This is a genomic window from Umezawaea beigongshangensis (assembly GCF_016464305.1).
Taxonomy (GTDB): domain Bacteria; phylum Actinomycetota; class Actinomycetes; order Mycobacteriales; family Pseudonocardiaceae; genus Umezawaea_A; species Umezawaea_A beigongshangensis.
The window spans coordinates 165145-182656 of sequence record NZ_JAEIOJ010000002.1 but is presented as its reverse complement, the minus strand read 5'-3'; the positions used below and the strand labels follow the sequence as shown (position 1 = coordinate 182656).

General features: G+C 72.6%; 15 protein-coding genes. 6 read left to right on the top strand and 9 right to left on the bottom strand.

The genetic code is table 11. From position 1 onward, the window contains the following. Positions 1–281: 281 nt before the first annotated feature. From IMZ35_RS05395 to IMZ35_RS05365, 7 genes are all read right to left on the bottom strand, one after another. Entirely contained in the window at positions 282–2627 is a 2346-nt protein-coding gene (locus IMZ35_RS05395) for a glycoside hydrolase family 65 protein (protein WP_199439808.1), read from the bottom strand. Next, positions 2624–3379, bottom strand: a complete 756-nt coding sequence (locus IMZ35_RS05390; protein ID WP_307867779.1) for an HAD family hydrolase — start codon at positions 3377–3379, stop codon at positions 2624–2626. The genes IMZ35_RS05395 and IMZ35_RS05390 overlap by 4 nt, the downstream gene beginning before the upstream one ends. A gap of 415 nt (positions 3380–3794) precedes the next feature. Next, the gene (locus IMZ35_RS05385; RefSeq protein WP_307867778.1) at positions 3795–5309 is read right to left on the bottom strand and encodes an aldehyde dehydrogenase (NADP(+)); all 1515 of its coding nucleotides are present in this window, start codon (positions 5307–5309) and stop codon (positions 3795–3797) included. Between the two features lie 24 nt (positions 5310–5333). Continuing rightward, positions 5334–6470: an L-talarate/galactarate dehydratase gene (locus IMZ35_RS05380; RefSeq protein WP_199439807.1), complete on the bottom strand. Its 1137-nt coding sequence runs from the start codon at positions 6468–6470 to the stop codon at positions 5334–5336. Between the two features lie 28 nt (positions 6471–6498). Then, positions 6499–7830: an enolase C-terminal domain-like protein gene (locus tag IMZ35_RS05375; RefSeq protein WP_199439806.1), complete on the bottom strand. Its 1332-nt coding sequence runs from the start codon at positions 7828–7830 to the stop codon at positions 6499–6501. Positions 7831–7858: 28 nt separating this feature from the next. Continuing rightward, positions 7859–8773, bottom strand: coding sequence for a 5-dehydro-4-deoxyglucarate dehydratase (kdgD, locus tag IMZ35_RS05370; protein WP_199439805.1), 915 nt, complete (start codon positions 8771–8773; stop codon positions 7859–7861). Between the two features lie 144 nt (positions 8774–8917). Beyond that, positions 8918–9793 (bottom strand): LysR substrate-binding domain-containing protein, encoded by an 876-nt coding sequence (locus tag IMZ35_RS05365; protein WP_199439804.1) that lies wholly within the window; start codon positions 9791–9793, stop codon positions 8918–8920. Between IMZ35_RS05365 and IMZ35_RS05360 the strand changes: the two genes are divergently transcribed. Then, positions 9773–9949 (top strand): adenine nucleotide alpha hydrolase family protein, encoded by a 177-nt coding sequence (locus IMZ35_RS05360; RefSeq protein WP_199439803.1) that lies wholly within the window; start codon positions 9773–9775, stop codon positions 9947–9949. The genes IMZ35_RS05365 and IMZ35_RS05360 overlap by 21 nt on opposite strands. Positions 9950–10055: 106 nt before the next feature. Here the strand turns inward: IMZ35_RS05360 and IMZ35_RS31645 are convergent, their stop codons facing one another. After that, entirely contained in the window at positions 10056–10793 is a 738-nt protein-coding gene (locus IMZ35_RS31645; protein WP_199439802.1) for a cupin domain-containing protein, read from the bottom strand. Between IMZ35_RS31645 and IMZ35_RS05350 the strand changes: the two genes are divergently transcribed. Then, the gene (locus tag IMZ35_RS05350; RefSeq protein WP_307867777.1) at positions 10725–11918 is read left to right on the top strand and encodes an aminotransferase-like domain-containing protein; all 1194 of its coding nucleotides are present in this window, start codon (positions 10725–10727) and stop codon (positions 11916–11918) included. The two genes, IMZ35_RS31645 and IMZ35_RS05350, sit on opposite strands and share 69 nt — an antisense overlap. A gap of 43 nt (positions 11919–11961) precedes the next feature. Beyond that, positions 11962–12324 (top strand): hypothetical protein, encoded by a 363-nt coding sequence (locus tag IMZ35_RS05345; protein WP_199439800.1) that lies wholly within the window; start codon positions 11962–11964, stop codon positions 12322–12324. 19 nt (positions 12325–12343) lie between these two features. Here IMZ35_RS05345 and IMZ35_RS05340 read toward each other — a convergent pair whose 3' ends face one another. Further along, complete coding sequence (locus IMZ35_RS05340; protein ID WP_199439799.1) at positions 12344–13501, bottom strand: hypothetical protein; 1158 nt, start codon at positions 13499–13501, stop codon at positions 12344–12346. Between the two features lie 410 nt (positions 13502–13911). Here IMZ35_RS05340 and IMZ35_RS05335 point away from each other — a divergent pair, with 410 nt between their 5' ends. The 3 genes from IMZ35_RS05335 to IMZ35_RS05325 are packed head-to-tail and all read left to right on the top strand — an operon-like array spanning position 13912 to position 17364. Next, on the top strand, positions 13912–15081 hold the full coding sequence (locus IMZ35_RS05335; RefSeq protein ID WP_199439798.1) for a hypothetical protein: 1170 nt from the start codon (positions 13912–13914) through the stop codon (positions 15079–15081). Next, positions 15072–16643: a substrate-binding and vWA domain-containing protein gene (locus IMZ35_RS05330; RefSeq protein WP_307867776.1), complete on the top strand. Its 1572-nt coding sequence runs from the start codon at positions 15072–15074 to the stop codon at positions 16641–16643. The genes IMZ35_RS05335 and IMZ35_RS05330 overlap by 10 nt, the downstream gene beginning before the upstream one ends. Continuing rightward, positions 16630–17364: a hypothetical protein gene (locus IMZ35_RS05325; RefSeq protein WP_199439797.1), complete on the top strand. Its 735-nt coding sequence runs from the start codon at positions 16630–16632 to the stop codon at positions 17362–17364. Before IMZ35_RS05330 ends, IMZ35_RS05325 begins: the two co-directional genes overlap by 14 nt. The last annotated feature ends 148 nt before the right edge of the window (positions 17365–17512 follow it).

Here is a 17512-nt window from a genome sequence, read left to right as displayed (position 1 = left end):
GTCCCCGCGCCGTGCGAGCTGATCGCGGGGCCGCGCCGCACCGGCTCGACCGCCTCCCGGCCTCCGCGTGCAGCGCGACCCCGGTGGACCCGACGCTCAGCGGCAGGAGCTCCGCGTCCGGCCGCTCGTGACCGGGGCGGTCGGCCGCGGCCCGCCGCCACCGGCGCACCGGTGCGGACGCGGACCGCGTGGTGCCCGCCGGCTCGTGCGCGTCGGCCGACGGACGTCCTCCTCGCCGCACGTCCCCGCGCGGAGCGGCGACGGCTGCCGGACGGCAACCGTCATTCGTGCGATCCCCACCGCTTGGGCTCCCGGCCCGCGGGCTGCCGCACCGGCTCGGGCTTCGGGGCGTCGGGGATCGGCAGGGTCACGTCCTCACCGGGCGAGACCACGATCTCCTCGCCGTGGTGCGAGGTGTGCAGCGGTCCGCCGGAGACGATCGCGTAGGTCGCCCGGCCCGCGCGCACGTCCACCGAGAACCTCGTGCCCCGGAAGGACATCCGGAACGTCAGGCTCTCCAGCGACGACGGCAGCCGCGGCGCGAAGCTCAGCGTCCCGCCGTGGTCCCGCATGCCGCCCAGACCGGCGACCACCGCCGTCCAGGCGCCGGCCAGCGACGCCATGTGCAGGCCGTTGCGCACGTTGCCGTGCAGGTCGTGCAGGTCGGTGAACGCCGCCTCCACGAGGTAGTCCTGCGCCAGGTCCAGGTGTCCGGTCTCCGCGGCCAGCACCGCCTGCGTGCCGGCCGACAACGACGAGTCCCGCACGGTCCGCGCCTCGTAGTAGGCGAAGTTGCGGGCCTTCTGCTCGGAGGTGAAGCAGTCGCCGCGCACGTGCATGGCCAGCACCAGGTCCGCCTGCTTCACCACCTGCTTGCGGTACAGGTCGAAGTAGGGGTGGTGCAGCAGCAGCGGGTACTGGTCGGCCGGTGTGCCCTCGAAGTCCCACTCGTCGTGCTCGGTGAACCCCTCGGACTGCTGGTGCACGCGGAGCAGTTCGTCGAACGGCAGCACCACGTCCTCCGCCGAGCGCCGCCACGTGGCCATCTCCTCGGACGTCACCCCCAACTGCTCGCGCACGTCGTCGTGCCGCTCGCAGGCGTCGACCGCCGACAGGAGGTTCCGCTGCGCGATCAGGTTCGTGTAGATGTTGTTGTCCACGATCGCCGTGTACTCGTCCGGCCCGGTCACCCCGTCGATGCGGAAGCGGCCGTGCTGGTCGTGGTGCCCCAGCGAGGTCCACAGCCGCGCGGTCTCCACGAGGATCTCCGTGCCGGCCTCGCGCTCGAACTCCGCGTCGCCGGTCGCCGCGACGTACTGCGCCACGGCGTGCGAGACGTCCCCGGAGACGTGGAACGCCGCCGTGCCCGCCGGCCAGTACGCCGAGCACTCGGCGCCGTTGATGGAGCGCCACGGGAACGCCGCGCCGCGCTGGCCGAGCACCTCGGCCCGGTGCCGCGCCTTGTCCAGCGTGGAGTGCCGCCAGCGCAGCGCGTCGCGCGCCGCGTCGGGCACCGTGTAGGTCAGCACCGGCAGGACGAACATCTCGGTGTCCCAGAAGGCGTGCCCGTCGTACCCCGGTCCCGTCAGGCCCTTGCCGGGGATCGCGCGGCTCTCCCCGCGCGCACCGGCCTGCACGATGTGGAACAGCGCGAACCGCAGCGCCTGCTGGAGCGCTTCGTCCCCGCTGATCTCGATGTCGGCGACCTCCCAGAAGTCGTCGAGGAACCGCCGCTGCTCGGCCAGCAGCCCCTTCCAACCGGTCTGCCGCGCCCCGGCCAGCGCCGCCTCGACCTGGGCGCGCAGCGCGGGCACCGAGCGCTGCGCCGACCAGCCGTAGCCGAGGTACTTCACCAGGTGCAGCGACTTCCCGGCCGGCACGTCCACGGCCGCGGTGAAGCGCGCCAGGTCGCCCTCGGCGTGGATGCCGGTGCGCAGGCCGTCCGGTGTGGCCAGTTCGTGGTCCATCGCGGCGGCCATGCGCAGCCCGGAGCGCTTCGTGTGGTGCTGGAGCACCGCCCGCTTGCCCTGCGCCCACGCGAAGTCCGCCTCCAGCGGCGAGGACAGCGCGGAGGCCACCCGCGGATCTCCGCCCACGTGCTCGATCGGCTCGTTGGCCAGCAGGTCGGACTGCACCACGAGCTGGAGGTCGTCGTGGGCCCGCACCTCGTAGCGGATCGCGGCGACCGCGCGCTGCGTGAACGACACCAGCCGCTCGGTCCGCACGGTGATCCGCTTGCCGGTGGGCGACTCCCACTCCGTCTCGCGGCGCAGCGTGCCGGAGCGGAAGTCCAGCACCCGCCGGTGCTCCAGCGTCCGGCCGTAGCGCACGTCCAGCGGTTCGTCCTCCACCAGCAGGCGGACGAACTTGCCGTCGGTGACGTTGACGATCGTCTGCCCCGACTCGGGGTAGCCGTAACCGCCCTCGCCGTAGGGGAGCTGGTGCTCCTCGTAGAAGCCGTTGAGGTAGGTGCCCGGCAGGCCGCGCGGCTCACCCTCCTCCAGGGTGCCCCGCATGCCGATGTGCCCGTTGGCCAGTGCGAACGTCGACTCGGTGCGCTGCAACTGGTCGACCGCGAGCCCGTTCCACGCCAGCTGCCACGGTGCGATCTCGTACCCCTCGCTCACGCGCGGTCCTCCAGCAGCTCGGCGAGGTCGTCCACGACGACGTCGGCACCCTGCTCGCGCAGCGCCTCGGCCTGCCCCGCCCGGTCGACGCCCACGACGTGCCCGAACGCACCCGCGCGCCCGGCCCGCACCCCGGACAGCGCGTCCTCGAACACCGCAGCGCGCGACGGCTCCACGCCCAGCGCGGTCGCACCCGCCAGGAAGGAGTCGGGCGCGGGCTTGCCGCGCAGCCCGTCGCGGTCGATCACCGTGCCGTCGACCAGCGCGTCCACGAAGCCCATCAGACCGGCGGCGCGCAGCACCTGCTCGCCGTTGGCCGAGGACGTCACCACGCCGATCTTCAGCCTGGCGTCGCGGACGGCGTGCAGGTAGCGCACCGAACCGGGGTAGGGGGTCACGCCCTCCTCCCGCAGCACCTGCTGGATCAGCTCGTTCTTGCGGTTGCCGACCCCGGCGACGGTGTCGCGGTCCGGCGGGTCGTCCGGCGAGCCCTCGGGCAGGACGACCCGCCGCGAGGCCAGGAACTCCCGCACCCCGTCACGGCGCGGCCGGCCGTCGACGTAGAGGGCGTAGTCGGCGTCGGTGAACTCGGCGAACCCCTCGCCGTCGCGCTCGCGCAAGAAGCCGTCGAACGTCTTCTTCCACGCCGCGCGGTGCACCAGGGCTGTGCTGGTGAGCACGCCGTCGAGGTCGAACAGGCACACCTCGACGCCCTCGGGCAGACCCACCGCGCCGGTGTTCGTCGGTTCCACTGCGCACGACTCCTCTTCTGCTGGCGAAGCCGCGAAGGCGCCCGCGGCCGTCCGCCGGTCCGTACCCGTTCGCCCACCGTGCCACACCCCGTCCTGTCCGGACGACCGGCACACCGCGTGCGATCCGGACCGCCCGTGCCGGGGCCGAGCACCGCGCCAGCCGAGCCGCGGCCCCGGTGCTGCCGGTCCTGTGCGCTGGTCACGCGTGAACCCGTTCCCGCACGCCGTCGCCGTTGACGACCCTCGCGGTGTCGTCCGGCAGGTGCACCTCGACGGCTCCGACGCGGCGCTCGCCGGGGTGCCGGGGTGCCGGGGTGTCGAGAACAGCGCAGACGGGTCGACGCCGATGACCGCGATCAGGGCGGCGAACCCGCCCAGGACCGCGTTCACGCCGCGACCACCCGCGTCCCGACACTCACCGGGGCAGCTCCAGCACGCCGTCGACGCGGCGCGGGACGCCGGTGAAGTCGTCGGTCAGCTCCAGCGGCAGGACCTCGCGCGGCGCTCCCTGCCAGGTCACCGGTCGCAGGAACCGGCGGATCGCCGTGGTGCCGACCGAGGTGTGCTGGGAGTTGGTCGACGGCCACGGGCCGCCGTGGTGCTGCGCCCACGACACGGCCACCCCGGTGGGGTAGGCGTCGTAGACCAGCCGACCGGCCAGGGGACGCAGCCGCTCGGAGATCGTCAGCGGCAGTTCCGTCTCCCCCTCGGCCCGCAGCACGGTGGCCGTCAGCGACGACGGCATGTCCGTCAGCGCCGTCAGCAGCTCGTCCTGCCCGTCGTAGCGGGCCACCACCGTCACCGGGCCGAAGCACTCCTCGGTCACCTCGGCCGGCAGGTCCGCCGCGGAGGTCGACAGCAGCAGCGGCGCGGCGGTGAAGCCGTCGCCGTCGTCGCCGGTGCCGCGGGCCAGCACCTCGACGCCCGGCGCACCGGCCAGGCCGCCGGAGACGCGCTCGAAGGAGTCGGCGATGCCCTCGTTGAGCAGGACCTGCGCGCCGCTGCTCCGGACCGCCTCGGTCATGGCGCCGACCACGCCGTCGCCGTCGTCGCCGACCGGCACCAGGACCAGGCCGGGCTTGGTGCAGAACTGACCGGCGCCCAGGGTGAACGAGCCCACCAGTTCGCGGCCGATCCGCTCGCCCCGCTCGCCCGCCGCACCGGGCGTGACGACGACCGGGTTGAGGCTGCTCAGCTCGCCGTAGAACGGCACGGGGTCCGGCCGCTGCTCGATGATCCTCAGCAGCGCCCGGCCGCCGCCGACCGAGCCGGTGAAGCCCACCGCGCGGATCGCCGGGTGCGCGACGAGGGCCGCACCGGCCTGAAGTCCGTGCACGATCCCGAACGTGCCCTCCGGTGCGCCCGCCTCCCGCGCCGCCGCGTCGAGCACGTCGAAGCACAGCTGCGAGGTGGCCGGGTGCGAACCGTGCGCCTTGACCACGACCGGGCAGCCCGCCGCCAGCGCGGACGCGGTGTCGCCACCGGGCACGGAGAACGCCAGCGGGAAGTTGCTCGCCCCGAACACCGCCACCGGGCCCAGCGGGACCAGCATCCGGCGCAGGTCGGGGCGCGGGCCCATCGGCGTGTCGCCCGCGTGGTCGACCGCCGCTTCGAGGTAGCCGCCCTCGTCCAGTACCTCGGCGAACAGCCGCAGCTGGTAGGTGGTGCGGGTCAGCTCGCCGTCGAGCCGGGCCGGGCCGAGCCCGGTCTCCCGGTCGGCGGTCGCGACGACGTCCTCGCGCCGCGCCTCCAGCGCGTCGGCCAGCGCGCGCAGCAGCCGGGCTCGGCCGTCGCGGCCCAGGCGGTCCAGCGCGGGGGCGGCGGCCAGCGCAGCCCCGCACAGCCGGGCCACCTCCTCCGGCGTGGTCTCCTGCGCCACGACCTCGACGGCCCGGCCCGTCCTGGGGTCGGTGCTCACGACATCGGTCACGGGGATCTCCTCCACTTGCGACGGTCAGAAGGGCTTGTCGACGGTGACACCTGCGACGGTCCACGCGCGGGCCTGCTCGCTCAGCGTGATGCCCAGGCCGGGGCGGTCGGACAGGTGCATCCGCCCGCCCGCGATCTCCAGGCGCTCCTCGAACAGCGGGTGCAGCCAGTCGAAGTGCTCCACCCAGGGCTCGATCGGGTAGGCGGCGGCCAGGTGCACGTGGATCTCCATCGCGAAGTGCGGCGCGATCTGGAGGTTGTGGTGCTCGGCCAGGGCGGCGAGCTTGAGGAACTGGGTGATGCCGCCGATGCGCGGCGCGTCGGGTTGCAGGACGTCCACCGCGCCGCGGCGGATCAGCTCGTGGTGCTCGGCGACGCTGGTCAGCATCTCACCGGTGGCGACGGCGGTGTCCAGCGACCGCGCCAGCTCGGCGTGGCCCTCGGCGTCGTGGGCGTCGAGGGGTTCCTCGATCCAGACCAGGTCGAACTGCTCCAGCGCCCGGCTGACCCGCATCGCGGTGGGCCGGTCCCACTGCTGGTTGGCGTCGACCATCAGCGGCACGGCGTCGCCGACGTGCTCGCGCACGGCGGCCACGCGGCGCAGGTCCTCGGCCCGGTCGGGCTGGCCGACCTTGATCTTGACGCCGCCGACGCCGGACTCCAGCGCGCGGGTGGCGTTGTCCTCGACCTGCTCGATCGACTCGTGCAGGAAGCCGCCGGAGGTGTCGTAGCAGCGCACCGAGTCCCGGTGCGCGCCCAGCAGCTTGGCCAGCGGCAGGCCCGCCCGCTTGGCCTTGAGGTCCCACAGGGCCACGTCGAACGCGGCCAGCGCCTGCGTGGACGCGCCGCTGCGGCCCACCGAGGCGCCCGCCCACACCAGCTTGGTCCACAGCCGGCCGATGTCGCTGGGGTCCTCGCCGATCAGGTCGGGGGCGACCTCGCGGGCGTGGGCGAACTGCGCGGGACCGCCCGCGCGCTTGGAGTAGCTGAAGCCGACGCCCTCCAGCCCGGCCTCGGTGCGGATCTCGGCGAACAGGAGGGCGATCTCGGTCATCGGTCGCTGGCGTCCGGTGAGGACCTTGGCGTCGCTGATGCCCGATGGCAGCGGGAGGGTCACCGAGGACAGGGTCACCGAGGCGATGCGGTCGAGCACGGCGGTCACGGGGCTCCTTCGTCGGAGGCGGGCGCGATCAGCGGACCAGGCAGGGCTTCTTGGCGTCGAACTGCCAGCCGGGCACGAGGTACCGCATCGCCACGGCGTCGTCGCGCGCGCCGAGCCCGTGCTCCAGGTACAGCTCGTGCGCGGCGGCCAGGGCGTCGCGGTCCAGTTCCACGCCCAGGCCGGGCGCGGTCGGCACGGTGATCGCCCCGTCGCGGATCACCAGCGGATCGCGGGTGAGCGCCTGGCCGTCCTGCCAGATCCAGTGCGTGTCCAGTGCGGTGATCTTCCCCGGTGCGGCGGCGCCGACCTGGGTGAACATCGCCAGCGAGATGTCGAAGTGGTTGTTGGAGTGCGAACCCCACGTCAGGCCGAAGTCCGCGCACAGCTGCGCGACCCGGACCGAGCCGCGCATCGTCCAGAAGTGCGGGTCGGCCAGCGGGACGTCCACGGCCGCCGAGCGGACGGCGTGCGCCATCTGCCGCCAGTCCGTGGCGATCATGTTGGTGGCGGTGGGCAGACCGGTGGCCCGGCGGAACTCGGCCATCACCTCGCGGCCGGAGAAGCCGCCCTCGGCCCCGACCGGGTCCTCGGCGTAGGCCAGCACCCCGCGCAGGTCCCGGCACACCTCGACGGCCTCGGCCAGCGACCACGCCCCGTTGGGGTCGAGCGTGACGCGGGCCTCGGGGAACCGCGCGGCCAGCGCGCGCACCGCCGCGGCCTCCTCGGTGGACGGGAGCACACCGCCCTTGAGCTTGAAGTCGGCGAAGCCGTAGCGCGCGTGCGCCGCCTCGGCCAGCGCGACCACCGCCTCCGGCGTGAGCGCGGGCTCCCGGCGCAGCCGCTCCCAGTCGTCGGCCGGGTCCTGCTCGGCCGCGTAGGGCAGGTCGGTGGCCCGCCGGTCGCCCACGTAGAAGAGGTAGCCCAGCACCGGCACCGAGTCGCGCTGCTGCCCGTCGCCGAGCAGCTCGGCCACCGGCACGCCCAGGTGCTGACCCAGCAGGTCCAGCAGCGCCGACTCCAGCGCGGTCACCGCGTGCACGGTGGTGCGCAGGTCGAACGTCTGCGTGCCGCGGCCACCGGCGTCGCGGTCGGCGAAGGTCGCCGCGACCGAGCGCAGCAGGGTGGCGAACCGGGCCACGGGCTGCCCGAGCAGCAGCGCGCCAGCGTCCTGCACGGTGCGCCGGATCGCCTCGCCGCCGGGCACCTCGCCGACGCCGGTGCGGCCCTCGCCGTCGGTCACGATCGCGACGTTGCGGGTGAAGAACGGGCCGTGCGCGCCGCTGAGGTTGAGCAGCATGCTGTCGCGCCCGGCGACGGGCACCACCTCGACGCGCGCCACGGTGGGGGAGCGGCCGGTCATCGCGGTCCTTCCGGGTCGTGGGGCACGGTCAGGAGACCTTCTGCACCAGTGTGGTCAGCTGAGCCAGCTCGTCGGCGGTGAGGTCGGTCAGCGGCGGGCGCACCCGGCCGCCGTCGCGGCCCACCGCGGTCAGCCCGGCCTTGACGACGGACACCGCGTAGCCGCGGGAGCGGTCGCGGATGTCGAGGTAGGGGATGACGAAGTCCCTGAGCATCCCGTGGACCGCGGCGCGGTCCTGCGCGCGCACCGCCGCGTAGAACCGCAGTGCGAACTCGGGCAGGAAGTTGAACAGCGCCGAGGAGTAGGTGCTCACGCCGAGCTGGAGCAGGGGCAGCGCGAACGTCTCCGCGGTGGGCAGCCCGCCGATGCAGATCAGCCGGTCGCCGACCTTGGCGCAGGTGCGCGTCATCTGCTCGACGTCGCCCACGCCGTCCTTGAGGCCGATCAGGTTGGGGTTGCGCTCGGCGATCTCCACGACGGTGTCGTCGGACAGCACGGCGTTGGCCCGGCTGTAGACCACGACACCCAGCTCGGTGGACCGGCACACCGCGCTGATGTGCTCGACCAGACCCCGCTGGCTGGCCTCGGTGAGGTAGGGCGGGAACAGCAGCACGCCGGAGGCGCCCGCCTCCTCGGCTGCCGCGGCCTGGGCCGAGGACGTCGCGGTGGACCCGGTGGCCGGGGCGACGACCGGCACGACGCCGCCCACCTCGTCGACGGCGACCCGGACCACCCGGTCGACCTCGGCCGGGGTCAGCGAGAAGCCCTCGCCGGTGCCGCCGGCGGCGAACAGCCCGGCCACGTCGAACCCGGCCTGCCAGGCCAGGTGCTCGCGGTAGCGGGTCTCGTCGAACTCCAGCGCGTCGTCGAAGTGGGTCACCGGGAAGGACAGCAGACCGGATTCGAGGCGGCTCGCGAGGACGTCGGGGGGCATCGGGGTCACGGCTCGGTGTCCTTGCTCCAGCGGGGACGCGCCGCGGCCGGTGCCGCGGGGCGGGAGGTCGCCGTCACCGTAAGAACACCTCGCGATGCCTGTCCAAGTGCTAGTGCGCATTGTTCGATACCACGACGGCATCGCCCGGCGCGATCAGTCCTCCAGCGCGCCCAGCGCACGCCACAGCGCCGGGTTGGTCGACTCGCGCAGCCACAGCAGGTGCAGCTCCACCGGCTCGGGCACGGCGGTGGCCAGCGGCACGAAGCCGACACCGTCGACGGACATCCGCGACGCGGACTCCGGCACGAACGCGATGCCCCGGCCCGCCGCCACCAGCCACAGCATCGTGAGCACCTGGCCGACCGTGTGCACGGTGTTCTCCGGCGCGATCGGCACCGTGCCGACCACGAGGTCGTAGAAGTAGCGCGCCCTGGTCGGCGAGTGCATCACCACCGGCTCGGCGGCCACCTCGGCGGCCGTCACCGGACCCCCGCCCAGCAGGTGGTGGCCCTCGGGCGCGGCGATCAGCAGCGCCTCCCGGTGCAGCAGGCGCGAGCCGAAGGTGGCGTGGTCGAACGGGGGCCGCGCCAACCCCAGGTCGACCTCCTCGTCGAGCAGCCCGGCGACCTGCTCGCGGGTCACCATCTCGGCGAGGTCCACGTCGAGGTCGGGCAGCTCCTCGGACAGCCGGTTGAGCAGGGACCCCAGCACGCCGCAGGCCGAAGCGGCGGTGAACCCGACGCGGAGCAGGCCGCTGGAGCCCGACGACACCCGCCTGGCCTGCTCGGGCGCGGTCTCGGCCAGCCGCAGCAGCCGCCGCGCCTGCACCAGGAACACCTGACCCGCGGCGGTGAGGGCGACCCGCCGGTTGTCCCGGAGCAGGAGCTGCGCGCCCACCGCCCGTTCGAGCTTCTGGATCTGCCGGCTCAGCGGTGGCTGGGTCATCGTCAACCGGGCCGCGGCACGCCCGAAGTGCAGTTCGTCGGCCACCGCGACGAACCCGCGAAGTTGCTCCAGCGTGAACGTCATGCCCCGAAGGTATCGATCCACGCCCTGATCGTCATCGGCCTGCGCCGCCGCTCCCCGTGGGCACGCTGCTGGTGGGCGCTGCTGGTGGGCAGCAGCGCGCAGCGCGTCCTGCTCGACGCCGACCGGCCGGTGCTCGCGGTCGAGCCGCGCCCGTAGTGCCGGGCACCGGTGCCCGGCCGGTCGTCGTCAGCGGGTGTTCACGGGGGCCGAGGTCCGCGACGAGGCCGCTCGCAGGTGGGTGCGCCGCCGTCCGGCGACGCCGTCACTGCACGAACGCCCGCTCGGCCAGCCCCACGACGTCGAAACCGGCGAGGGCCGGTGGCAGTTGTGCCGCGCGCTCCTTCTGCGCCGCCCTGGCGGCGTCACCGTCGAACTCGGCGCGCAGCGTCGCGGCGACGGCCTCACCCGCTGCCTGGAACTCGGGGGAGACGACCACGTCCTCGTTGAACTGAGGATCTGTGCGCGACTCGACGGCGACGAGTTCTTCGGTCGTGCTGAGGTTCACCGCCATGTGGAGAACACCGGCTGGAATGTAGATGAACTCTCCCGGACCGTGCAGGCGCGGTTCGAGTTCGGGGCCGATGAGAGACGCCGCCCAACCCTGAACGCACATCACCACGATGTCGCTGTGGCTGTGGTGGTGAACCTGCGAGGAGGTTCCCGGCGGCATCACGACCAATCCTGCGGAGAGCCGGTGAGTTCCGGCGGTTTCGGCCGTGATGCACGGGACGAGGTGCTGGCCCTGGGGGCCCACGATCGCTCGTGATGCCGCAGGGCCGACCACGTGGACGTTGTTGCTGCTGCTCACGGTGCGATTTTCCTTGATCTTCATAAGATTGTTCGGTGCGGACTCCGGCGAGTCCGGGGCGAGTGGAATATATGGTAGCTTCGCTGCTGTGACAAGGGGTCGCGTCGTCGCGCGGGAGAAGCTGTGAACATTTCGAGCAAGATCAGCAGAAGGGCTGCCGCGCTCGGGCGGGATCGCATAGCCGATGTTCACGAGCAGTTGTCCGAGCGGCCCGAAGTCGTTTCCTTCGCGGTGGGCGCACCCGATGTCGATCTGCTTCCGGTCGATCTGGTGAGTCTTTTCACAGAAAGAGCGCTGACCCGGTGGGGCTCGTCGGTCCTGCAGTACGGGTCCACGCGGGGCTTCCAGCCGCTGCTGGCCGCCGTGCAGCCCCTGCTGGCGGCTCGTGGCGTGCACGCCGGTCCGGAGCGCACGCACATCTCCACCGGTGGTTCGGGAGCGCTCAACAGCGTCGCTGCGGCCCTGATCGACCCCGGTGACGTCGTCCTGGTGGAACGGCCCACGTACGCACCGGCGGTGTCGGTGTTCCGCAGCCACGGCGCGACGGTCGTGGCGGTCGACACGGACGAGCAGGGCGTCGTCCCCGCCGCGCTCGACACCGGGCTGACGCTGCACCGCGACGCCCTCACCTACCTGCTGCCCACGTTCCAGAACCCGACCGGCAGGACCGCGTCCGCCGACCGCCGCCGCGAGGTGGCCGAGGTGCTGCGCCGCCACGACGCGCTCGCCGTCGAGGACGACGTCTACTGGGACCTGCGCTACCGGGGAGAGCCGGTCGCGGCTCTGGCGTCGCACGCGCCGGAGCACGTCGTGTACCTGACGTCGCTGTCGAAGACGCTCGCCCCCGCCCTGCGCGTCGGGATCACGACGATGCCCCCGCTGCTGCTGGAGGCGGTGCTGCGGCTCAAGCAGGGCATCGACATGCAGACCTCGGCCCTCGCGCAGGCCGTCGCGACCGAAGCCCTCGGTTCGCCGGAGTTCGAGACGCACCTGACGCACGTCGTCGACGTGTACGGCACGAAGACGGCCCTGCTGCAGACGGCCTTGCGCGCGCACCTGCCGGACGGGTTCCGCTGGTCCGACCCCGACGGCGGTCTGTTCACCTGGGTGGAGGGCCCCGACGACTTCGACGCCGACGAGCTGCTCCCGCGCGCCCTCGACGCCGGTGTCGCCTTCCTGCCGGGAAGCGTCTTCCACACCGCCGACGGCGCGGGCCGCAACTCGATGCGCCTGAGCATCGCCGGTGCGGCGGTCGCGGACGTCGAGCGCGGAGCCGGGACGCTCGCGTCGCTGTGCGGAGCGGGTCGTCGTGGCTGACCCGCGGGACCCGGGGGGTCGGGGAGCACCGGACGTGCACCCCGTGGTCGGTGTGTGGGAGGTCTGGGTCGACGGCGCCCCGTTCGACCACCACGTGATGATGTTCAACGCCGGCGGCACGATGTTGCAGTCCAACCCCGAGGGCGGCAACGCCGTCTCCAGCGACAGCACGGGAATGGGCGTCTGGCGCGCGGAGGGCGACCGCGTCCTCGGCGGTTTCCTGGAGACCAGGGCCGACCGGGTCACCCGGCTCGCCCTGGGGCGCAGCGAGATCCGGTTCGACCTGCGGGTCACCGGGGACGCGTTCACCGGCACGGCAGTGGCGACCACCTACGACCGGACGGGGACGTCGACGGGGGAGGCGCCCCCGGCCGAACTCCGCGCCAGGAGGTTCACCGCGGACTGATCCGGGGGCGCGGCCGCCGTCAGCAGACGTCGATGCTGCTGTTCACCAGCGAGTTGTTGCGGAAGACCGTGTTGTTCCCGCACGGGCTCTCGCGGATCGCGGAGTTCGTGACGGTCAGGTTCTGGACGTGGACGTCGGAGTTGTTGGCGAATTCGCCGCGCGCGGCGAGCCGGATCTCCCCACCGCCGTTCACGGTGCCGCTCTGGCTCGCGATCGTGACGTTGTGGCAGTTCTCGACCAGGATCGCGTTGTTGCCGGTGTTCGACAGCTCCACCCGGTCGACGACCAGCCCGCCGCTCTCCGACACGCAGAAGACGCCGCGACCGCCGCCACTGGCCCTCACCAGACCGACCCGGACGTTCGTCGGATAGCCGTCGCCGATCCGGCCGTTGCGGTTCGCCACCCTGAACGCGGCGTAACCGGTGCCCGTGCCGGCGTTCTGCGCGTCCACCGTGCCGATCGTCGCGTTGATCGTGTTGTTCAGCAGCAGCCCCGAGTCGCGGGTCCCGCGCGCGGTCACCGTGCCGATGCGCAGGCCGTCCACGCCGTAGGTCTCCACGCCGTGCGTGCTCGTGCCGGAGACGTGCACGTCGCCGATGGTGATGTTGCGGCTGCGCACGCTCGTGTCGCCGAGGTTGTCGATCCGGACGCCGAGCCCGCTCGACACGCGCAGGTCGATCTGCCCGAGGACCACGTTCGTCACGTTGCGCATGAAGACGCCGTACAGCGGAGTCCCCGTGACGCGGAGGTGCTGGACCTCGACGTCCGTCGTGCCGCGCGAGTACACCGGGGCCTGGTCGCCCGAACCCGATCCGGTGACGTCGATCGTGCCGCACGCGTCGAGCACGGTGTGGCTCGGCAGCGAGATCCGCGCACCGGCACTGATCGTGCCGCCCTGCCGGACCACGACGCGCTCCTTCGACGTGCGCCCCGCGGTGAGGCTGCCGATCGCGGCCTGCACGGCGGCCCGCATGTCCGTTCCCGTGTGGACGACCGCGCCGCCGCGCCGCGCGGTCCACGTGCCGCCGTTCGAGTAGGCCTCCGCGTGGAAGCTGCCGCTGCCGCAGTCCGCCGCGGCGCGGACGTCGGCCGAACCCGTCTGCGGCGGCGTCACCAGTCCGCCGAGCACGGCCACCGCCACCGCCGCCGCCCGCCATCCGATTCCCGTCGGCCTCATCGCGCCACGATCCCCTCGTCGCCGAGAACTTCTCGTGCGCGTTCGTCCCCGCTTCGAGCGGAAGACGTGACGCGCCTGTTCGACACCGGGCGACGGAACCGGCTCAACCGTTCTGGGAGCACCTCCCAGCACCGTAGCGCGCCGCTCCGGTGGAACGAGGACGATTCTGTGACCGGAAGAGGACGTTTCGTCGAACGATGCGACGGAACGACCTCCTCCGGTGCCGGTCGTCGAACACCGGGAGTGCGCCGCGCGTGTTCCGGGCCGGACCGCTGGCGAATTCGAGGGGTCCGGCCCGGCGGACGGAGCCGGGCGCGCGAGGGGTGAAGCGTTATCCGGATGTCTGGACGTGTTCACCGAGCGGGTGTACTGCTGGGAGTCGGCACCGTGGGGGAACCGCTGGAGGGCGCGTGGCCGCAGAACCGCTGTTGACGATCAGACGACCTCCGCCTCGGCCTGCCCTGGCCCCGATCGTCGTCGTGGGCGTGGTCGGGCTGCTCCTGCTGGTGGTGACGCCTCTCGTGGTCCGTTCGGCGCCGCCGACGCAGGCCACGACCGTCATCAGGGGCAAGATGGGCTCGAAGGCCGACCTCTTCCGCGACACCGAGGTCCAGAAGATCCTCAAGCGCAACGGGATCGAGGTGGTCGTCGACAACTCCGGCTCGCGCGAGATCGCCACGAACGACGTCGGCCGGTACGACTTCGTCTTCCCCTCCGGACAGCCCACGGCCGACCTCGTCCTGGCCGAACGGCAGAGGAGCAACGAGTACGCCCAGGCGCACGTCCCGTTCGTCAGCCCGATCGTGCTCGCCACCTACCGGCCGTACGCCCTGGCGCTCCAGGCCGCGGACGTCGCCGCACCGATGAACCCGGACCGGCCCGACCCGCTGTACTACGAACTCGACGTCGGCAAGTTCGTCGAGCTCACCGAACTGGGCAAGCGCTGGAACGACATCGGCATCCGCGACCACGGCATCCAGAACGACAACCTGGTCCTCGCCCACACGCCCGACGTGTGCAAGTCCAACTCCGGCGGCACCTACCAGGGCCTGATCGCCTACGCCAAGAACGGCGGGAAGATCGCCACGGCCGAGAACGAGGTCGTCGCGCTCGCCGAGTCGCTGAAACCGTTCTACCGGGCCCAGGGCGCGCCCACGGCCGATCGGCTCCCCTTCTACCTGTCCCAGGAGGGTCAGCGGATCGCGCCGATCGTGGTGATCTACGAGCACCAGTACCTCGCCCACCAGTTGCGGCGTCCCGGCGGGAGTCCCGACGAGGAGCGGGTGCTGCTCTACCCCGCCGACCACTTCGAGACCCAGCCCTCGTTCATCGCCCTCAACGAGAACGGGGCGAAGCTCGCCCAGTTCTTGCGCACCGACGCCGACCTGCGGCGACGAGCGGTCGAACTCGGGTTCCGGGTGCTCGACACCGACCAGAGCACGGCCAGCCCGCAGCTGGCGGACCTGCTCGCCGAGCGCGGGATCGAGGCGCCGTCGGCCGACGACGACCACACCAGGGCGTACCTGCCGCCGCTCGACCTGTTCGAGAAGCTCGTCACCACCGTCGGCGGGTGCCCGTGAGGCGGCTCGGCGTCCTGTGCGCCGTCCTGGCCCTGCTCGCCGCGTGCACCGGCGAACCGCCCCCGCCGCACACCGTCCTGAGGGTGCTCGCCTCCTCCGAGCTCACGGACATGCGGCCCCTGCTGGAGGAGCTGCGCCGCGACACCGGCGTCGAACTCGTCGTGGACCACCGGGGGACGATCGACGCGACCAACGCGCTGGAACCGGGGAACTACCAGCACGACGTCGCCTGGCTGTCCACGGACCGCTACTTCGACCTGAAGCTGAAGCAGATCGGTTTCACCGGCGAGCGTCCGCTCAGCAGCAGGTTCATGTTCTCGCCGCTGGCCGTCGGAGTCGAACCGGGCACCGCTGAGCTGCTCAGGGCCTCCACCGCCGACCAGCACCTCTCCTGGGCCGACCTGGCGGACCGGGCGGCGATGGGCATGGTGCGCTTCGGCATGGCGGACCCGCGGCACGCGGGCAGCGGGCTCTCCGCGCTGATCGGCGTCGCGACGGCGGCGGCGGGAACCGGAGGCGCCCTGCGCGAGGAGGACATCACCTGCGACCGTCTCCGCGGGTTCTTCACCGGGCGCACCCTCGCCGAGGACACCTCGCGCCAGCTCGCCGACGCCTACGCGGCCGACCAGGACAGCGCGGACGCACTGATCAACTACGAGTCGGTGCTGCTGTCCCTCAACGCGGGCGGCACGCTGCGCGAGCCGCTGGAGATCCTGTACCCGCGCGACGGCATCGTCCTCGCCGACTACCCGATGCTGCTGCTGGACCCGGCGAAGCGGGACAGCTTCGGCGCCGTCGTGGCCTGGTTCGAGTCCGAGCGGGCGCAGCGCGCGATCGTGGAGCGGACGTCGCGCCGCCCGCTGAACAGCGCGGTGCCGCGCGATCCGCGGTTCCACGACTTCGGCACGAACACCCTCTACTTCCCCGAGCGCAAGGAGACCGTCGACCGGCTCACCGCCGAGTACGCCGACCCCCTCTCGCACAACCCGTCGCACGTGATGTTCGTGCTCGACTTCTCCGAGTCGATGAAGGGACCCCGCATGGACGCCCTGCGCTCCGCGTTCGCCGGGTTCAGCGGCGCCGACCCGTCCGCGACCGGCAAGTTCGTGCGCTTCTACCGCGGTGAGCGGTTCACCGTCCTGCGCTTCGGCGGCACGGTCATCGACGAGCGCGACTTCGTCGTCAGCGGGCAGGCCGACCTCGACGCGCTGCGCGACCACGTCGGCAGCGACCGCTTCGACCGGAGCACCGGGGTGTGGTCGGCACTGGACGCCGCCTACGAGAAGGCGGCGGCCGTGATCGGGGAGGACCCGGAGCAACCGGTCACGATCGTGCTGATGACCGACGGCGAGAACAACGCCGGGATCGGCCTGCCGGACTTCCTGCGCAACTACGAGGCGCGGCACCCACCGGTGAAGGCCGTGCACACCTACACCATCCGCTTCGGAGAGGCCGACGCAGGCGAGCTGGACCAGGTGGCGAGAGCCACCGGGGGCCGCATGGTCGACGCCAACGCCACCTCTCTCGCCGAGGCGTTCAAGGAGATCCGTGGTTGCCGCTGACCCGTGGTTCTGGACCCTGATCGGCGCGGGCGCCGCCCTCGTGGCCGTCGCGGTGGTGCTGTACGCGCGCGGCAGGCGGCCGCACCGCGACACGTCCGGCACCATCGGCGAACACGAGTTCCTGGTCTACCTCAACGAGACCACGGTCATGGACATCCTCCAGTACCGGGGCGACGTGCCCGCGCTCAAGCGGCTGGTGGAGCAGTACACCAGGGAGAGCGCGGAGGGCCGGGGCGAGGTGAAGACCCACTGGTTCGGCCTCGGCGGGAGCCGGACCCGCGACGGCGAGACGACCGAGTCCTACGAGGCCGAGGAACGGCCGATCACGGCGATCCGCACGGTCGTCCGGGCGCTGGAGGCCGCCGACGCCATCGTCTACGCGGACTTCCACACCGGTGAGGTGCACGCGCACCGGAGCCTGGCCGACGGCGCGGCCGGGCACGCGAAGCTGAGCGACACCAGGATGTTCCTCTCCGTCGACGGGCTCTTCGAGGGCTACGAGGAGGGCGACGGGTCGGACGAGGACTACCTGCGCCTGCGCGCCCCCTACCCGTCCGGTGAGGCCCACGTCCGGGTCAAGGTCGCCCGCAGCGGGGTGCGCGAGCGGAACGTGCTGCCGGACAACGACGTGTCGTTCCGCGCTCGCGTGCTCGGCAAGGTGGAGAACTGGGACGCGAAGGACGGGGTGCTCAAGATGTGGGCACTGGCGATCTTCCGCTGACCGGGCCGCGCTGCGGTCGCCCCTCCGGCCCGGTCACCGCGAACAGCCGTGTGCGGGACCGCCGGGACGTGCCCGCCGACGTTCCGCCGGTCGGTGTGCACCGGTGCCCACGTCCGGCTCGGGCGACCCGCCGCCACCACCACCGTCC